Below are 16,750 nucleotides of genomic sequence, written 5' to 3' on the forward strand. Positions count from 1 at the left end.
GAGCACGAGACGGAAAGGCGGCCACGTGGCGCCCGAGAACAGCACCGAGATCCCCGACGAGGCGCGCAACCGGCACGAGGAGCTCTCCCAGGAGCTGGACGACCACAGCTACCGCTACTACCTGGGCAACCCGATCATCGCCGACGCCGAGTACGACGCCCTCATGGCCGAGCTGCGCGACATCGAGGAGAAGTACCCGCAGCTCATCACCCAGGACTCGCCCACCCAGAAGGTCGGCGCGCCCATCAGCGTCGACTTCGCCGCGGTCGAGCACCTGGTGCGGATGGAGAGCCTGGGCAACGCCTTCGACGCCGAGGAGCTCGGCGCCTGGGCCGACCGCGCCTCGGCGGAGGTGCCCGTGGGCGCCTACCTGTGCGAGCTGAAGATCGACGGCCTGGCCGTGGACCTGGTGTACGAGAAGGGCCGCCTGGTGCGCGCCGCCACGCGAGGCGACGGCCGGGTGGGCGAGGACATCACCCTCAACATCCGCACCATCGACGTGGTGCCCGAGCGGCTCGACGAGAGCGTGCGCCCGGCGCCCGAGCTGCTGGAGGTGCGCGGCGAGGTGTTCCTGCCGGTGGAGGCGTTCGAGGCGCTCAACCGGCGCATCGCCGAGACCGGCGAGCACACCCCCTTCGCCAACCCGCGCAACGCCGCCGCCGGGTCGCTGCGGCAGAAGGACCCGCGGGTCACCGCCACCCGGCCGCTGTCGATGATCGTGCACGGTGTGGGCGCCTATACCCCGGCCCCGGGTTCGGAGGACGTGGCCTTCACGAGCCAGTCGCAGGCGTACGCCCTGCTCGGGGAGTGGGGGCTGCCGCTCAGCGACCGCTACAGGGTCGTGTCCACCATGGACGAGGTGCGCGCCTACGTCTCCTACTACCAGGAGCACCGGCACGAGCCCGCCTACGAGATCGACGGCATCGTCATCAAGGTGGACGACTTCGCGCTCCAGCGGCGGCTGGGGTCCACCAGCCGGGCCCCGCGCTGGGCGATCGCCTACAAGTACCCGCCCGAGGAGGTCACCACCAAGCTGGTGGACATCAAGGTGGGCGTGGGCCGCACCGGCCGGGTCACCCCCTACGGCGTGATGGAGCCGGTGTTCGTCGCCGGGTCCGAGGTGGAGTTCGCCACCCTCCACAACGCCCAGGAGGTCGAGCGCAAGGGCGTGCTCATCGGCGACACGGTGGTGCTGCGCAAGGCGGGCGACGTCATCCCCGAGATCGTCGGCCCGGTCGAGGAGAAGCGCGACGGCGGCGAGCGGCCGTTCGTCATGCCGGAGAAGTGCCCCGAGTGCGGCACGCCGCTGGGCCAGCAGAAGGAGGGCGACGTCGACCTGCGCTGCCCCAACGCCCGGTCCTGCCCCGGGCAGCTGCGCGAGCGGCTGTACTTCGTGGCCGGGCGCAAGGCCCTGGACATCGAGGCCCTCGGGTACGTGGCGGCCACCGCGCTCACGCAGCCGCTGGAGCCCGCCGACGCCCCGGTCAAGGACGAGGGCGACCTGTTCGACCTCACCGTCGAGCAGCTGCTGCCGATCCGCACGTACGTGCTCGACCCCGACACCTCCGAGCCCAAGACCGACCCCAAGACCGGCGAGCCCAAGGTCGTCTCGTTCTTCGCCAACCTCAAGGGCGAGCCCAAGAAGACCGTGGAGAAGCTGTTCGAACAGCTGGAGATCGCCAAGACGCGGCCGCTGTGGCGGGTGCTGGTGGCGCTGTCCATCCGGCACGTGGGCCCGCGCGCCGCCGAGGACCTGGCCCGGCACTTCCGGTCGATGGACGCCATCCGCGCCGCCTCGGAGGAGGAGCTGGCCGCGGTGGACGGGATCGGCCCGACCATCGCCCGCTCCATCCGGGAGTGGTTCGAGGTCGACTGGCACCGGGAGATCGTCGCCAAGTGGGCGGCGGCCGGGGTGCGCATGGAGGACGAGGTGGACGAGGCCATCTCGGGCGTGCTGGACGGGGTGACCGTGGTGGTCACCGGTTCGCTGGAGGGCTTCACCCGGGACGGGGCCAAGGAGGCCATCGCCGAACGCGGCGGCCGGGCCACGGCGTCGGTGTCCAAGAAGACCGGGTTCGTGGTGGTGGGCGACAGCCCCGGGTCCAAGTACGACAAGGCCGTCAAGCTGGGCGTGCCGATCCTCGACGAGCAGGGGTTCCGGGTGCTGCTGGAGGCGGGCCCGGAGGCCGCCGAGAAGGAGCGGATCAACCCGCCGGCGGAGGAGACCGAAGGCGGATCCGCGGACGCGGCCGAGCCCGCGGCGGAGGAGGCCTCCGAACAGGTGTGACGCACCGGATACGGCGGCCCGGGGTCCGGATCCGCACGCCCGTTCGGCGGGCGGCGGATCGGGGTTCGTTCCGGGCCGCCGTATCTTTTTCCCGGTTCAGGCCACAATCGACCCGCATCTTGGTTAACTGATAGTTCCGAACAGGCGACACTTGGTGACGAAGCGGCGTAAGGTGGACAATGTGCCCCGTAAAACGGGCATCACCGATCCCGGGATTCGGTCATGGAGGGGTGACCGCTCCCGCAGGCCGGAACCATCAGGAGCGGCGGCACCGACGGTGTCGACGGTCTCCGCGTCCCCCTCATGAGGACAGTACGCATGAGAGACCCCATCAGCACCCGGGATATCGGCCCCCGCGCCGGCACCCCGCTCTGGCTGTACATGACGGGCACCGTCGTCTCCGGGACGCTCCTGCTCGCCGCCGCCCTGCTGTGGGCCGGTCCCGCCCTGCTCCGGTACGCCGTCGAACCCCTCACCTGGGTCCTGCTCGTCATGGTCGTGCTGGGCGAGCTGCGCCCCATCGCCATCCCAGGGCAGGCGCCCGGCGACGGCGCCCCCACCTCGCTGCCGTTCTCCCTGGCCCTGGTCATCTTCCAGGGGCTGCCCCTGGCCGGGCTCGTCCAGGCCGCCGCCACCGTCGTCGCCGGGTTCGCCCGCGGCCACGCCGCCCACCGCACCGCGTTCAACGCCGCCCAGTACGTGCTGGCCCTGGGCGCCGCCGACGCCGTCCTGCGCCTGGTCCTGCCGCCGCTGCGCGCCACCGACTGGATCCCCGCCGGTGAGGACCTCCTCGCCGTCGGCCTGGCCGGGGCCGCCTACTTCCTGGTCAACCGGGTGCTGGTGACCTGCGCCGTCGCCATGCACGAACGCGTGCCGCTGTCCCAGGTGATGTCCAAGGGCATCGGGCGCCAGGCCCGGATCAACGCCGTCCTCATCGCCCTGGCCCCCCTCGTCGCCGTCGCCGCGACCCACTCGGTGCTGTACGTGCCGCTGTTCGCGCTGCCCCTCCTCGCCCTGCACGCCAGCGCCCTGCTGTCGGTCAAACGCGACCACCAGGCCAACCACGACGAACTCACCGGACTGGCCAACCGCAAACTCCTCACCGTCCGGGCCCACCAGGAGATCGACGCCGCCCGCAGGCGCGGCGGCCGGGTCGGTCTGCTCCTGCTCGACCTGGACCGGTTCAAGGAGGTCAACGACACCCTGGGGCACCCCACCGGGGACCGGCTGCTGCAAACGGTCGCCGGGCGGCTCACCCACAGCGTCCGCCCCGGCGATCTCGTCGCCCGGCTCGGCGGCGACGAGTTCGCCGTCCTGCTGCCCCAGATCCGCGACACCGAGGCCGCCGCCGAGGTCGCCGCCCGGCTGCGCGGCGCCCTGAGCGAACCCGTCCGCCTCGACGGCATGGACCTCGACCTGGAGGCCAGCATCGGCATCGCCCTGCACCCCGAGGACGCCGTCGACTTCGAGCACCTCATGCAGCGCGCCGACGTCGCCATGTACGTCGCCAAGTCCGCCCGCTCGGGGGTGGAGTCCTACGACCCCGGCAAGGACCGCAACTCCACCGCCCGGCTCAGCCTGTTCAGCGAACTGCGCCGCGGCCTCACCGAGGGCGCCCTGGAGATGCACTACCAGCCCAAGGTCAGCCTGGACGACGGGCACCCCGTCGGACTGGAGGCCCTGGCCCGCTGGCGGCACCCCACCCGGGGACTGCTGGAACCCGGGGAGTTCATGCCGGTCGTGGAGGAGTCCCACCTGTTCCGGGCGTTCACCGGACAGGTCCTGGACATCACCCTCGCCCGCACCGCGCGCTGGCGCGAGCACGGCGTGATGCTGCCCGTCTCCGTCAACCTGGGCGTACGCGAACTCCTGCACCCCGACCTGCCCGGCACCGTGGCCGCCGCCCTGGCCGAACACGGGATCCCACCCGAGCGGCTGGTTCTGGAGATCGGCGAGAACGCCCTCATCACCGACACCGAGGCCGCCACCGCCGCCGTCCACCGGCTGCGCGACCTGGGGGTGGGGCTGGCCCTCGACGACTTCGGGACCGGCCACTTCACCCTGGTCCAGCTCGCCGGGCTGCCGCTGGACGAGGTCAAGATCCACGGGTCGTTCACCGCCCGCCTCACCGACGGCACCGGCAACGGGCCCACCGTCGTCCGCGCCGCCATCGCCCTGGTCAACGCGCTCGGCATGCGCGCCACCGCCGAGGGCGTCCAGACCCGGGCCCTGGCCGAGGCCGCCCGCGACACCGGCTGCCAGGCCGCCCAGGGCCACTACTTCGCCCGGCCCATGCCCGCCGCCGACGTCCCCGCCTGGCTCGCCGAGCACCGGGAGGGCGGCCGTGGCGGGCCGGGTGGTGGGCCGGGTGATCCGGGTTCCGGTCTCGGTGGGTCGGGTGGTCGGGCGGGGGGTCCGGGTTCCGGTCTCGGTGGGTCGGATGGTGGGCCGGGTGATCCGGGTCCCGGCCTCGGTGTACCGGCACCGGGGACGGCGGGGGAGCCATAGGATTGACGGGATAGTCCGTCCGCCGAAGAAACGGTTAGTCACTCATGACCGCCATCACCCGCGATGAGGTCGCGCACCTCGCCCGGTTGTCGCGGCTGGCGCTCGACGAGAGCGAGCTCGACACGCTCGCCGCCCAGCTCGGTGACATCCTCACCGCCGTGGCCAAGGTGCAGGAGGTCGCCCAGGGCGACATCCCGCCGAGCTCGCACGCCCTGCCGCTGACCAACGTCTTCCGTCCCGACGAGGCGCAGCCGTGCCTCACCCCGGAGCAGGCCCTGTCCGGAGCCCCGGCGGTGGAGGAGCAGCGGTTCCGGGTCCCGCGCATCCTCGGGGAGGAGGAGTAGCCATGAGCGACATCGTGAGCCTGAGCGCCGCCGACCTCGGCGCGGCGATCAAGGCGGGCGAGATCTCCGCCCAGGAGGCCACCACCGCCTACCTGGACCGGATCGAGGCCGTGGACGGCGACGTCAACGCCTTCCTCCACGTGCGCCGCGAGACCGCCCTGGAGCAGGCCCGGGCCGTGGACGCCCGCCGCGCCGCGGGCGAGGAGCAGGGGCCGCTCGCCGGCGTGCCCGTCGCCCACAAGGACGTGTTCACCACCAAGGACATGCCCACCACCGCCGCCTCCAAGATCCTGGAGGGCTGGCAGCCGCCCTACGACGCCACCGTCACCGCGCGCCTGCGCGAGGCCGGGCTGGTCATCCTGGGCAAGACCAACATGGACGAGTTCGCGATGGGTTCCTCCACCGAGAACTCCGCCTACCAGGTCACCCGCAACCCGTGGGACACCGACCGCATCCCCGGCGGCTCCTCGGGCGGGTCCTCCGCGGCCGTCGCCGCGTTCGAGGCCCCCCTGGCCACCGGCACCGACACCGGCGGGTCCATCCGCCAGCCCGCCGCCGTGTGCGGCCTCGTCGGCGCCAAGCCCACCTACGGCGGCTCCTCCCGGTACGGGGTGATCGCGTTCGCGTCCTCCCTGGACACCCCCGGCCCGTTCGCGCGCAACGTGCTCGACGCCGCTCTGCTCCAGGAGGCGTTCTCCGGGCACGACCCGCGCGACTCCACCTCCATCGACGCCCCCGTCCCGCCGATCGTCGAGGCCGCCCGCCGCGGCGACATCGACGGCCTGCGCGTCGGCGTGGTCAAGGAGCTGGACAGCGACGGCTTCCAGGCCGGGGTGCGCCAGCGCTTCCACGAGAGCCTGGAACTGCTGGAGTCCCTGGGCGCCAAGATCGTCGAGGTGTCCTGCCCCAGCTTCGACGCCGCCCTGTCGGCGTACTACCTCATCGCGCCCAGCGAGTGCTCGTCCAACCTGGCCCGGTTCGACGCCATGCGCTACGGCCTGCGGGTGGGCGACGACGGCACGCGCAGCGCCGAGGAGGTCATGTCGCTGACCCGCGCCCAGGGCTTCGGGCCGGAGGTCAAGCGGCGGATCATGCTGGGGACGTACGCGCTGTCCAGCGGGTACTACGACGCCTACTACGGCAGCGCCCAGCAGGTGCGGACGCTCATCAAGCGCGACTTCGACGCGGCGTTCGAGAACGTGGACGTGCTGGTCTCGCCGACCACGCCGACCACCGCGTTCCCGATCGGCGAGCGCGCCGAGGACCCGATGGCGATGTACCTGGCGGACCTGTGCACCATCCCGTCCAACCTGGCGGGCAACGCGGCGCTGTCGGTGCCGTGCGGCCTGGCGCCGGAGGACGGGCTGCCGGTGGGCTTGCAGATCATGGCGCCGCCGCTGGCCGACGACCGCACCTACCGGGTGGCGGCCGCGGTCGAGCGCGCCCTGACCGACCGGGACGGCGCACTGATCGCGCGCAGCCCCTACGCGGTCAACGGCTAGCGATCGGCACGACGGCGCCCGCCGCCCCCGTGTCGGGGCGGCGGGCGCCGTCGTGTGCGCCCACCGGGGGCGTCGCCTTCTGTCCGCTGTCCCGGAGGCGCTCGACCCCGACGGGAGCGCGTCGCCGGGGGCCAGGGCTCCGGGAGCGGAAGCCGTGCCCGCTTTCCCGGCGCGGGTCGGGGTGGGGCGGGTCGCCTGAGTGCCCGCCTGTGCTCTTTTAACGTTGTGGTGGGTGGCGGGTGGGGCTGTATGGGGTCTCAGGCGCTGCGGGAGGGTGATCGCCTCCTTCGACTCCAGGGGTTCGGGCGGGCATCCCCTCCGTCCCGGGCACGCGGGGGTGGAGGCCGTGGGTGTCCTTCCGCCCCAACTCCAGGGGGTGTCCCACCCGAACGGAAACCTCGGCCCCGGCCGGAGGACATCGCTGGGCCCGGGCCGCAGGGGGTTGAGGCCGCGGTCATCTTCCCGCCCTGGCTTCAGGGGGTGTGGGTAGGGCGGTACTCGGCTCGGGCCCAAGGGGGGTGTCCACCCGATCGGGGTGCCTGGCCATAGCCGGGAGGAGAATCGGGGCCTCCGCCCCGGGGGGTTGTTCACCCGCCCGGGAACCCTGGCCACAGCCGGAGGGAGAACCGGGGCCTCCGCCCCGGGGGGTTGCCCGCCCGATCGGGGTGCCTGGCCATAGCCGGGAGGAGAATCGGGGCCTCCGCCCCGGGGGGGTGTTCACCCGCCCGGGATCCCTGGCCATAGCCGGAGGGAGAGCCGGGGCCTCCGCCCCGGGGGGGTGTTCACCCGCCCGGGATCCCTGGCCATAGCCGGAGGGAGAGCCGGGGCCTCCGCCCCGGGGGGTTGCCCGCCCGCCCGGGATCCCTGGCCATAGCCGGGAGGAGAGCCGGGGCCTCCGCCCCGGGGGGTTGTTCACCCGCCCGGGAACCCTGGCCACAGCCGGGAGGAGAACCGGAGTCCTGCACCCCAGGGGGGTTGTTCACCCGACCGGAATGCTCAGCCCGAGCCGTGTCACGCCAGTGGGGTGCCCGGCCATAGGGGGTCTTCGCGACAGAGGTGAAGGTTTCCAAAAGGGCCACCGCTTGGAAACGGACGGGGCGCTACGCGTGGGCCCGGCCCCGGCCGCAGTCGGCGCCCGGCAGAGTGTGGAGAGTATCGTTGGGCGCTCGTGCGGGGTGGTGGGGGTGTGATCGCCGGAGCCGGGTGCACGTGGAGCGTGCACACCCGCACCGCTTGGGGTGGGAGGCAATGGTCCGCCTGCGAACAGAGGAGCGCTCCACGCTCGTTTGAAAGCCCGACCACAGATGCTGTAACCCAGCGGTGCCCGCCCTCCGCCACCACAGGGGGGTGAAGGGAAGGAAGGACTGAGACCCTCGCCACACGGGGGGTGAACCGGAGCGTTCCCGCTGCCTGCGCCCCAGACCGGAGGAAGGACCGCACACTCCGGCCCCGGACCGGAAGAAGAACCGCGACCTTCACTTCAAGGGGGGCGGACCGGGAGTGCTCGCGACCGGGCTCCAGAGGGGTGAACCGGCACGGCCCCGCTCACTGAGGTGCCGGTGGCGAAGACCATTTTTCCGGACGCCCCCGGGCGGCCAGGGCCGGAAGTCGGGTGCGGGTTGCATCCCTGCGGGGTGGTGGAGGCCAGCGGTTCTTCCCCCCGCCCCCCGGCAACCGGGCGGAGCGGGTAAGCGCGGCCTTCACCCCCCTGCGGCGGAGGCCGCGGTTCTTCCTCCCTTCACCCCCCTTCGGTGACGGAGGGCGGGCACCGCCGGGGTCACCCCGTCTGTGGCCGGGCTTTCAAGCGAGCGTGGAGCGCTCCTCTGTTCGCAGGCGGACCATTGCCTCCCGCCCCAAGCGGTGCGGGTGTGCACGCTCCACGTGCACCCGGCTCCGGCGATCACACCCCCACCACCCCGCACGAGCGCCCAACGCACCGGTCTGCAAAGCTGCCGGGCGCCGACTGCGGCCGGGGCCGGGCCCACGCGTAGCGCCCCGTCCGTTTCCAAGCGGTGGCCCTTTTGGAAACCTTCACCTCTGTCGCGAAGACCCCCTATGGCCGGGCACCCCACTGGCGTGACACGGCTCGGGCTGAGCATTCCGGTCGGGTGAACAACCCCCCTGGGGTGCAGGACTCCGGTTCTCCTCCCGGCTGTGGCCAGGGTTCCCGGGCGGGTGAACAACCCCCTGCGGCGGAGGCCCCGGCTCTCCTCCCGGCTGTGGCCAGGGTTCCCGGGCGGGTGGACACCCCCTGTTCCTGGGCGGGAGGACGACCGCGGCCTCCACCCCCACGTGCCCGGGACGAAGGAAATGCCCGCCCCGCCCCCCGGAGCCGAAGGAGACGATCTTCCCTCCGGCAGCGCCTGAGACCCCGAGCAGGCGCACCTGTCACCCCTCACAGCGTTGAGAAGGCATGGCGGGTACGCGGGCGGATCGGGCCGGGGGCGATTCGGGCCGGGAGTGGACCCCCTCGGTGGAGGGCGGTGTCGCGACCAGGGCGGGCATGGGACGGGGCCCGGGCCGTGGGGGGTACGGTCCGGGCCCCGGGTTCGGGGGCGGGTGTCGGTTCAGCCCTGCGCGACCCGGCGGCGGCGCGCCGCCAGGAGGAAGGCGAGACCGCCCAGGATGAGGACCGCCGCACCCGCGACGAGGGCGGTGATCGCCGGGCCGGTCAGGGCCAGGCCGCGGTCGTCGGCCGCAGCGGCCACCGGGCTCGCGGAGGGGCTGGCGATCGGCGGCGGGGTTCCGCCCGCCTCGTCCCAGGCGGCGGCCACCGTACGGGAGACGGTGATCTCGCCGTCGGCCGCCGCGATGAGCGTCTGGGTCGGCTCGTCGGCCTCCTCGCCCTTGAACAGGCGCCCGGTCAGCACCGCCGCCTCCGCGGCGACGGTCAGTCGGGCTTCTCCCGCGGCGGAGTCCGCCGGGACGGACAGCCCGATCCGGTCGCCGTCCGACACGGACTCGACGGCCTCCCCGGTCGCCAGGTCCACGACCTCCGCGCCGGCGGGCGCGTCCAGCTCGACGGGCACCGACGCGGCGCTGGTCTCCACGGTGAACTCGCCGATGGTCTCCCCGGCCAGCCCCGACGCCTCCTCCGGGGACACCGACAGGGCGGTCGGCGGCTCGTCGGGCAGTTCCTCGGCGCTGGCGACGAGGTGCTCGTAGAGCTCCACGACCTCTTCCTCGGACACCGTGGGAAGGTCCGGGTTCTGCTTCACCTGCTCCAGGTCGAGCCCGTTGCTGAAGTGCCAGATCGCCGCTTGGGTCGCCGTCAGGGCCTCGGCCTTCGTCAGGCCCGGGATGCCGGTCTCCTCGCGCAGGTCGCCGATCTCCGCGACCGGGTAGGAGTTCATGAGGATCCAGTGGACCCGGCCCGGCTCGCTGAAGTCCCCCTCGCCCGGGTAGTCGGCCCAGCTGTCCTCCACGTACCAGGCGTCCTCGACGATCCCGGTCCGGAAGTCGATGCAGTAGGTCGGCAGGACGCGGTCGCCCAGGTCGACGCCGAAGGTCGCGGTGGTGGTGAACTCCTCGCCCCGCATGACGATCCCGTGCCCGTGTTCGTCGACCCCCGTGTACTGCCCGCGGACGGGGTCGGCGGCGGCCGGGAGGGCCAGCGGGCCCAGGAGGAGCGCGGTGGCCGTGAGCGCTGCGAGGACGGGGCGGCGGGGTGCGGACGCGTTCACGGATCTCTTTCCGTCGGGGGGAGCGGAGGGGGAGAGGTGCTCGGGAACGGTGGCGAGGCGCCTGTTCCATGGGGGGATACCGGGCCGATGGTAGCGATTCACCTTCATGCTTCCAACCCTTGGTAGTGACGCAAGTGCATTGTGTCCACGCTTGGGGTTTTTGTCTGGTGTGCACACGACAAAGGGCCCCGTCCTGTAACAGGACGGGGCCCGAGGGCAGGGGGATTACTCCTGGGCGGAAGCGGCCTTGCGCTTGCGGCTCAGGTAGATCGCTCCGCCGCCGGCGCCGAGGGCGGCGATGCCCGCGGCGACCAGGCCGGCCAGGGCGCCACCGGTGACGGGCAGGCTCGGCTCGTCACGGTCGTCGGCCGGGTTGCTCGGCTCCGGGGAGGCCGGGGTGGAGGGGGACTCCGACGGGGTCGGGCTGGGCTCCGGGGACTCGCTGGGCTCCTCGGACGGGGACGGGGAGGGGCTGGGCTCCTCGCCGGCGGTCCAGGTGGCCGTGGCGGAGGCCGAGACGGTGACCGTCTCCTTCTTCGCGGTGATCAGGGTCTGGGTCGGGTTGTTCGGGTCTTCCCCCTGGAAGAGCCGTCCCGCGGACACCTCAGCGGTGGTCTCCAGGGAGAAGGAGGCCTGGCCCGCTTCGGTTCCGGCCGGGACCTCGAAGCCGACCTTGTCGCCGTTCTCGACCTCGGTGACCGGGTTGCCGTCCATGTCGACCAGGTCGACGCCGTCCGGGTTGGCGGGGTCCTCGACGACCGCGATGGCCGTTTCGGAGTTGGTCTCGATGGTGAACCCACCGACGATGGAACCGGCCTCGCCGGACTCCTCGCCCGGGGTGACGCTCAGGGACGGACCAGGCTCCTGGGAGAGGTCCTCGGCGTTCTCGACCAGGTGGTCGTAGAGCTTGGTGACGTTGCCCGGCGCGCGGGTCAGGTCGACGCCGTTGGTGAAGTGCCAGATGGCGGCCTGGGTGGCGGCCATGGCCTCCGACTCGGTCAGGCGGGGCAGGCGCACCTCGGCGCCCAGCTTCTGGGCGGAGACGGTCGGATAGCCGTGCTGGAGGACCCAGTGCACCTTCCCCGGCTCGCTGAAGTCGCCCCTGCCCGGGTAGTTCGCCCAGTCGTCCTCCACGTACCAGGCGTTGTCGCGGGTGTAGGTCTCCAGGTCGATGCAGTAGGCGCTGAGGGTGTCGCCGTCCTCCAGGGTGAGCTCGAAGAGCGTGGCGCGGGTCTCCTTGTCTCCCATCACGATCGCGACACCGTCGGGTCCGGTCATGCCCGTGTACTGGGCGCGGGCGGCGTTGTCGGCCGCGGCCGGGGCGGCCAGGCCGAAGGCGAGGAGGGCGGCCGCGCCGGCGGCGACGGTCGTGCGCCCGAGGGCACGGGGGAGGGACACGTTCGTCACGTCTCTTCCTTGAGTTCTGCGGTGATGTCCGCGAGGGAGTCAGGGGCACTCGCACGGTCGGAGGATCGCCGTGAGGAGTGCGAGTGGGGAGTCGGTATATACCGCGTGACCGATATTAGCGATATGGGATGTCCCTACCAAGCCGTGGGGTGCGGCGGCGTTCGGGATCCGAGGCACGGTTCGCGGCTCCTGTGAAGGAGATGCACAGAAGGGCCGAACGGTGCACACGCGAAAGCCCCCTCCCGGGTGAATTCCGGGAGGGGGCTCTCAGGCCGTGGCCTTAGCTCTCGGTGGAGGCACCGGCCGCCTTGCGCTTGCGGCTCAGGTAGATCGCTCCGCCGCCGGCGCCGAGGGCGGCGATGCCCGCGGCGACCAGGCCGGCCAGGGCGCCACCGGTGACGGGCAGGCTCGGCTCGTCACGGTCGTCGGCCGGGTTGCTCGGCTCCGGGGAGGCCGGGGTGGAGGGGGACTCCGACGGGGTCGGGCTGGGCTCCGGGGACTCGCTGGGCTCCTCGGACGGGGACGGGGAGGGGCTGGGCTCCTCGCCGGCGGTCCAGGTGGCGGAGGCCGATGCGGAGACCGTGGTCTCGCCGCCCTCGGCGGTGATCAGGGTCTGGGTCTTGGATTCGCCCTCAGCCCCCCTGAACAGGCGACCGGTGGCGACCTCAGCTGTGGTCTCCAGGGAGAAGGAGGCCTGACCCGCCTCGGCATCGGCCGAGACCTCGAAGCCGACCTTGTCGCCGTTCTCGACGGTGTCGCCGACCGGCTCGTCGGTCTCCAGGTCCACGAGGGTGACACCCTCGGGGACCTGGATGACCACCGGGACAGAGTCCGCGCTGGTCTCGATGGTGAACTCACCGACAGTGGAACCGGCCACACCTTCGGCCATGTCCGGGGTGATGCTCAGGCTGGCATCGGGCTCGGAGGTCTGAGGCAGATCGTCAGCCTTTTCGACCAGGTAGTTGTAGACGGCCTCGATCGCGTCGTTGCTGCCGGTCAGGTTGGCGCCATTGCTGAAGTGCCAGATCGCGGCCTGGGTGGCGGCGAGGGCGTCCTCCTCGCTCAGAGAGTCGATCTCTGCGGCGGCCGCCAGGTCAGTGGTGCTGACGCGAGGGTAGCTGTGCTGGAGAATCCAGTGGATCCTGGCGGGTTCGTTGAACTCGCCGTCACCTTCGTACGTCTCCCAGCCGTCCTCGACGTACCAAGCACCGCCGCGAATCCCGGTCTCCAGGTCGATGCAGTACATCGTGAGGTCAGAGCCATCTTCAAGACGCAGGTTGAAGAGGTTCGTCCCGAAGTTCCTACCGTTCATCTCGACGGGGGAACCTTGTTCGGCGTTGTGCGTGTACTCCGCGCGCACGGTGTCGGCGGCCGCGGGGGCGGCAAGGCCGAAGGCGAGGAAGGCAGCGGCGGCGGCCGCCAGGCCCGCGCGCCCGGCGGTACGGGGGAGGGAGATCTGAGTCAAGTCGTATCCCGGTGTCGTCTAGGGGTAACCGGATGGAAACGGTTCAGGCCGCGATGGGGCACCGCGGTGTGATCCGTTGCGAAGGACGGGCGGTACGAGGCCGCCTCACGTGCGTCCGGGTCGGGGGGAGCCACGTCGGGGTCAGGCGGCGTGGAGCCATGGGTCAGGAGGGCGTGATGCGTCCCGATCCCGGGCTGAGCCGTCTCGCGGGGGCGGGCCTACGGCGCGCCGCACTAGGTCGATCGCCCGCCCGATACTAGCGATCCCATTCGCCACTTCCAACCCGGTTCGCGAAAAATGTGGCCGGATACGGGCGAGAAAAAATGCCGGGCACGCAAGGCCGCATTATGAGCGAATGTTATGCAACCTGATGCGGGTCACTCGCGTCGTTTGCGGCCCAGAACCAGGATGATCAGGCCGGATACCACCAGAGCCCCCGCGATGACCAACAGCCCCGACAGCCAGGTGCCCGTCGTCGGCAGGTCCTCCTCGGGGATTCGGTCGGCCTCGGTCGGCGTGGCCACCGGGCTCGGTGCGGCCTCGGTGAGAGGCTCCCTGGGCTCCGGCTCCGGGGTTTCGGTCGGGGTTTCGGGCGCCGTCGGTGTCGGCTCGGGGTCCGAGGCGCGCCAGGTGACCGTCGCCGTGGTGGTGATGGTCGCCTCGGCCGGTTCGGCGGTGACCAGCGGTCGGGTGCGCACCCCGTCGCGGCCGGTGAACAGGCTCCCCTCGGCCAGCGGCAGGTTCTCGCCGCGCACGTGCAGGGTCACCACCCCGGCCGGGACGGACGGGCTCACGTCCAGGTACAGTTCGCCGCCGTCGGTGACCCGGTCGGTCTGGCGGCCCTGCGCGTCCACCAGCCAGGAGGCGGGCGCCCCGCTGAGCGACACGCCCAGCGGGGCGTCGCCGGTGCTCGACACGGTGAGCGGGCCCAGCGGCTCCCGCGGGTCGGTCGCCTCCAGGTGGTCGGGGCCCACGGTCAGCGGGCGCGGGCCGGCCGCCAGGGCGCCGTCGGTGCCGAGCAGGTGGTCGTACAGCGCCAGCACGGTCTCGTCGTTGGCCTCGCGGTCGGGCTCGGTGCCCGACAGCACCCGCCACAGGGCGGCCTGGGTGCCGGCGATCGCCTGCTCCTCGCCCAGCGGCAGGCCGATGTCCAGACTCAGCGACATCAGGTCCCGGTGGGGGTAGGCGTTGGCGACGACCCACCGGGCCCGGTCGGCGTCCTCGCCCGGGGCGTCGGACCACCCCGACTCCACATAGGCGGCACGCCGACGGACCTCACCGTCGGGTGAGGCGGTGTAGGCGCGCACGGTGTCGTCGCTCCCGGTGCGCAGACTGTAGAGCGCGGTGGCCACGGGTTCGCCGCCGGCGGGGACGAGGTCCGTCCCGGACACGGCGTCGCGCTCCACGCGGGAGAAGTCGTCGGCGAGGGCGGCCGGGGTGCCGGCCAGGGTCGCGACGAGGACGAACGAGGAAAACAGCGTTGCGCACCGATGCAGGATGCCCATGTGCAGCTCCCGTGCTCGGCCTGGCGAAATCGTCTCCTGGGGACATTCACACTAACGGTCCGGCACCCTGGGTGACGAAGGAACACCTCTACGGTGGCCGGATCGTGCGCATCACGTGACATCCGGCGTCGGACACTGCACCCCCGGGCGCTCGGTAGGCTGACCTGGAAGGTATGTCCTCTACGGAAACGGGTTTGCGGCGATGGCCCACGCGGTGACTCCTACCACGAACGGCGGCCCGGTGGCCTACGAACAGGCGCTGGCCAAGTACGAGCCGGTGCTCGGTCTGGAGACCCACATCGAGCTGGGCACCGCCTCGAAGATGTTCTGCTCCTGCCCGACCGGGTTCGGCGCGGAGCCCAACACCCAGGTGTGCCCGGTCTGCCTGGCGCTGCCCGGCTCCCTGCCGGTGGTCAACGCCAAGGCCGTCGAGGGCGCCATCCGCCTGGGCCTGGCGCTCAACTGCTCCGTCGCCCCCTGGGGCCGGTTCGCCCGGAAGAACTACTTCTACCCGGACATGCCGAAGAACTACCAGATCTCCCAGTACGACGAGCCGATCTGCGTCGACGGGTACCTGGACGTGACGGTGGACACCCCCGAGGGGCCGCGCGAGTTCCGGGTGGAGATCGAGCGCGTCCACATGGAGGAGGACACCGGCAAGACCTCCCACGTGGGCGGGGCCACCGGCCGCATCCACGGCGCCGAGTACTCCATCGTCGACTACAACCGCGCGGGCATCCCGCTGCTGGAGATCGTCACCAAGCCGATCACCGGCACCGGGGAGCTGGCCCCGCTGGTGGCCCGCGCCTACGCCGCGGAGCTGCGCGACCTGGTCCGCTCCCTGGGCATCTCCGACGTCCGCATGGAGGAGGGCTCCATGCGCTGCGACGTCAACGTCTCCATCAACGAGCGCGGCGCCGCCGAGTGGGGCACCCGCAGCGAGACCAAGAACGTCAACTCCCTGCGCTCGGTCGAGCGCGCCGTCCGCTCCGAGATCGAGCGGCAGGCGGGCGTGCTGGACGCCGGCGGCAAGGTCGTCCAGGAGACCCGCCACTTCCAGGAGCACATCGGCTCCAGCGTCTCCGGCCGCAGCAAGGAGGAGGCGCAGGACTACCGCTACTTCCCGGACCCCGACCTGGTCCCGGTCGCCCCCTCCGAGGAGTGGATCGAGGAGCTGCGGGCGACCCTGCCGGAGCTGCCCGCGGCCAAGCGGGCCCGCATCCGCGCCGAGTGGAACCTCGGCGACACCGAGCTGCGCGACCTGGTCAACGCGGACGCGGTCGAGCTGGTGGAGGCCACCGTCGCCGCCGGGGCGCCCTCGGGCGAGGCCCGCAAGCTGTGGCTGAACGAGCTGTCCCGCCGCGCCACCGAGCAGGAGGTGGAGCTGTCCGCCCTGCCGATCACCCCCGCCCAGGTCGCACGGATCATCGCCCTGGTCGCCGAGGGCACGCTCACCAACAAGCTGGCCCGCCAGGTCGTCGAGGGCGTGCTGGCCGGTGAGGGCGAGCCCGACGCGGTCGTCGAGGCCCGCGGCCTCAAGGTCGTCAGCGACGACGGTGCGCTGGGCGCGGCCGTCGACGCCGCCATCGCCGCCGACCCCGACGCCGCGGACAAGGTGCGCGGCGGCAAGGTCGCCGCGGCCGGCGCCCTGGTCGGTGCGGTCATGAAGGCGACCCGCGGGCAGGCCGACGCCGGTCGCGCCCGGCAGCTGATCCTGGAGAAGCTGGGCGTCTCCTGACCCCGTGTGTGCCCGGCGCCACGCCGGGGCGGGGACGGGGCCCGTCCCGCATCCCCTAGGGTTCAGGGTGTGCCGCGGTTCCGGAAGGTGGACGCGGTACACCCTGTGAGCATTCGGGCCCCGGCGTCCGCAGCCACGGTCACGATGGGTGACGACTCCGTCGTCATCTCTCATCCGGTCCTCAATCGCCATGTGACCTTGGTTGCGTAGGGTTGCGACCGCACGGTGGTGCCGCGGTCGACGGCGACCGCCCGCCACCGGAACGTCCCGGTCCCACGAGATCGCCGGTCCGCGCGCCGCACGTCCGAGCG

Annotated in this window: 9 protein-coding genes; 5 read left to right on the top strand and 4 right to left on the bottom strand. The window is 72.3% G+C overall.

Features of this window, described 5'->3' with window-relative positions; translation table 11 throughout:
* Positions 1-25 precede the first annotated feature (25 nt).
* The 4 genes from ligA to gatA all read left to right on the top strand — a co-directional run bounded on the left by ligA (position 26) and on the right by gatA (position 6,641).
* Positions 26-2,287, top strand: a complete 2,262-nt coding sequence (gene ligA / locus QJS33_RS05025; protein ID WP_306366668.1) for an NAD-dependent DNA ligase LigA — start codon at positions 26-28, stop codon at positions 2,285-2,287.
* Between the two features lie 318 nt (positions 2,288-2,605).
* Entirely contained in the window at positions 2,606-4,795 is a 2,190-nt protein-coding gene (locus QJS33_RS05030) for a bifunctional diguanylate cyclase/phosphodiesterase (RefSeq protein ID WP_306366669.1), read from the top strand.
* Between the two features lie 44 nt (positions 4,796-4,839).
* A complete protein-coding gene (gatC, locus tag QJS33_RS05035; protein ID WP_306366670.1) occupies positions 4,840-5,139 on the top strand; it encodes an Asp-tRNA(Asn)/Glu-tRNA(Gln) amidotransferase subunit GatC in 300 nt (99 codons plus the stop codon).
* A 2-nt stretch (positions 5,140-5,141) separates the two neighbouring features.
* A complete protein-coding gene (gene gatA, locus QJS33_RS05040; protein WP_306366671.1) occupies positions 5,142-6,641 on the top strand; it encodes an Asp-tRNA(Asn)/Glu-tRNA(Gln) amidotransferase subunit GatA in 1,500 nt (499 codons plus the stop codon).
* A 2,567-nt stretch (positions 6,642-9,208) separates the two neighbouring features.
* On the opposite strand, the gene QJS33_RS05045 is transcribed toward gatA, so the two are convergent.
* The 4 genes from QJS33_RS05045 to QJS33_RS05060 all read right to left on the bottom strand — a co-directional run bounded on the left by QJS33_RS05045 (position 9,209) and on the right by QJS33_RS05060 (position 14,701).
* A complete protein-coding gene (locus QJS33_RS05045; protein WP_306366672.1) occupies positions 9,209-10,324 on the bottom strand; it encodes a thioester domain-containing protein in 1,116 nt (371 codons plus the stop codon).
* Between the two features lie 225 nt (positions 10,325-10,549).
* Positions 10,550-11,731, bottom strand: a complete 1,182-nt coding sequence (locus QJS33_RS05050; protein ID WP_306366673.1) for a thioester domain-containing protein — start codon at positions 11,729-11,731, stop codon at positions 10,550-10,552.
* 280 nt (positions 11,732-12,011) lie between these two features.
* Positions 12,012-13,196, bottom strand: a complete 1,185-nt coding sequence (locus QJS33_RS05055; RefSeq protein WP_306366674.1) for a thioester domain-containing protein — start codon at positions 13,194-13,196, stop codon at positions 12,012-12,014.
* Between the two features lie 377 nt (positions 13,197-13,573).
* Positions 13,574-14,701 carry a thioester domain-containing protein gene (locus tag QJS33_RS05060; protein ID WP_306366675.1) on the bottom strand — a complete coding sequence of 376 codons (1,128 nt, stop codon included), beginning with the start codon at positions 14,699-14,701 and terminating at the stop codon, positions 13,574-13,576.
* Positions 14,702-14,942: 241 nt separating this feature from the next.
* On the opposite strand from QJS33_RS05060, the gene gatB reads away from it, so the two are divergent.
* The gene (gene gatB / locus QJS33_RS05065; protein ID WP_306366723.1) at positions 14,943-16,439 is read left to right on the top strand and encodes an Asp-tRNA(Asn)/Glu-tRNA(Gln) amidotransferase subunit GatB; all 1,497 of its coding nucleotides are present in this window, start codon (positions 14,943-14,945) and stop codon (positions 16,437-16,439) included.
* Positions 16,440-16,750 lie beyond the last annotated feature (311 nt).

Source organism: Nocardiopsis sp. CC223A (genome assembly GCF_030766825.1).
GTDB lineage: Bacteria > Actinomycetota > Actinomycetes > Streptosporangiales > Streptosporangiaceae > Nocardiopsis.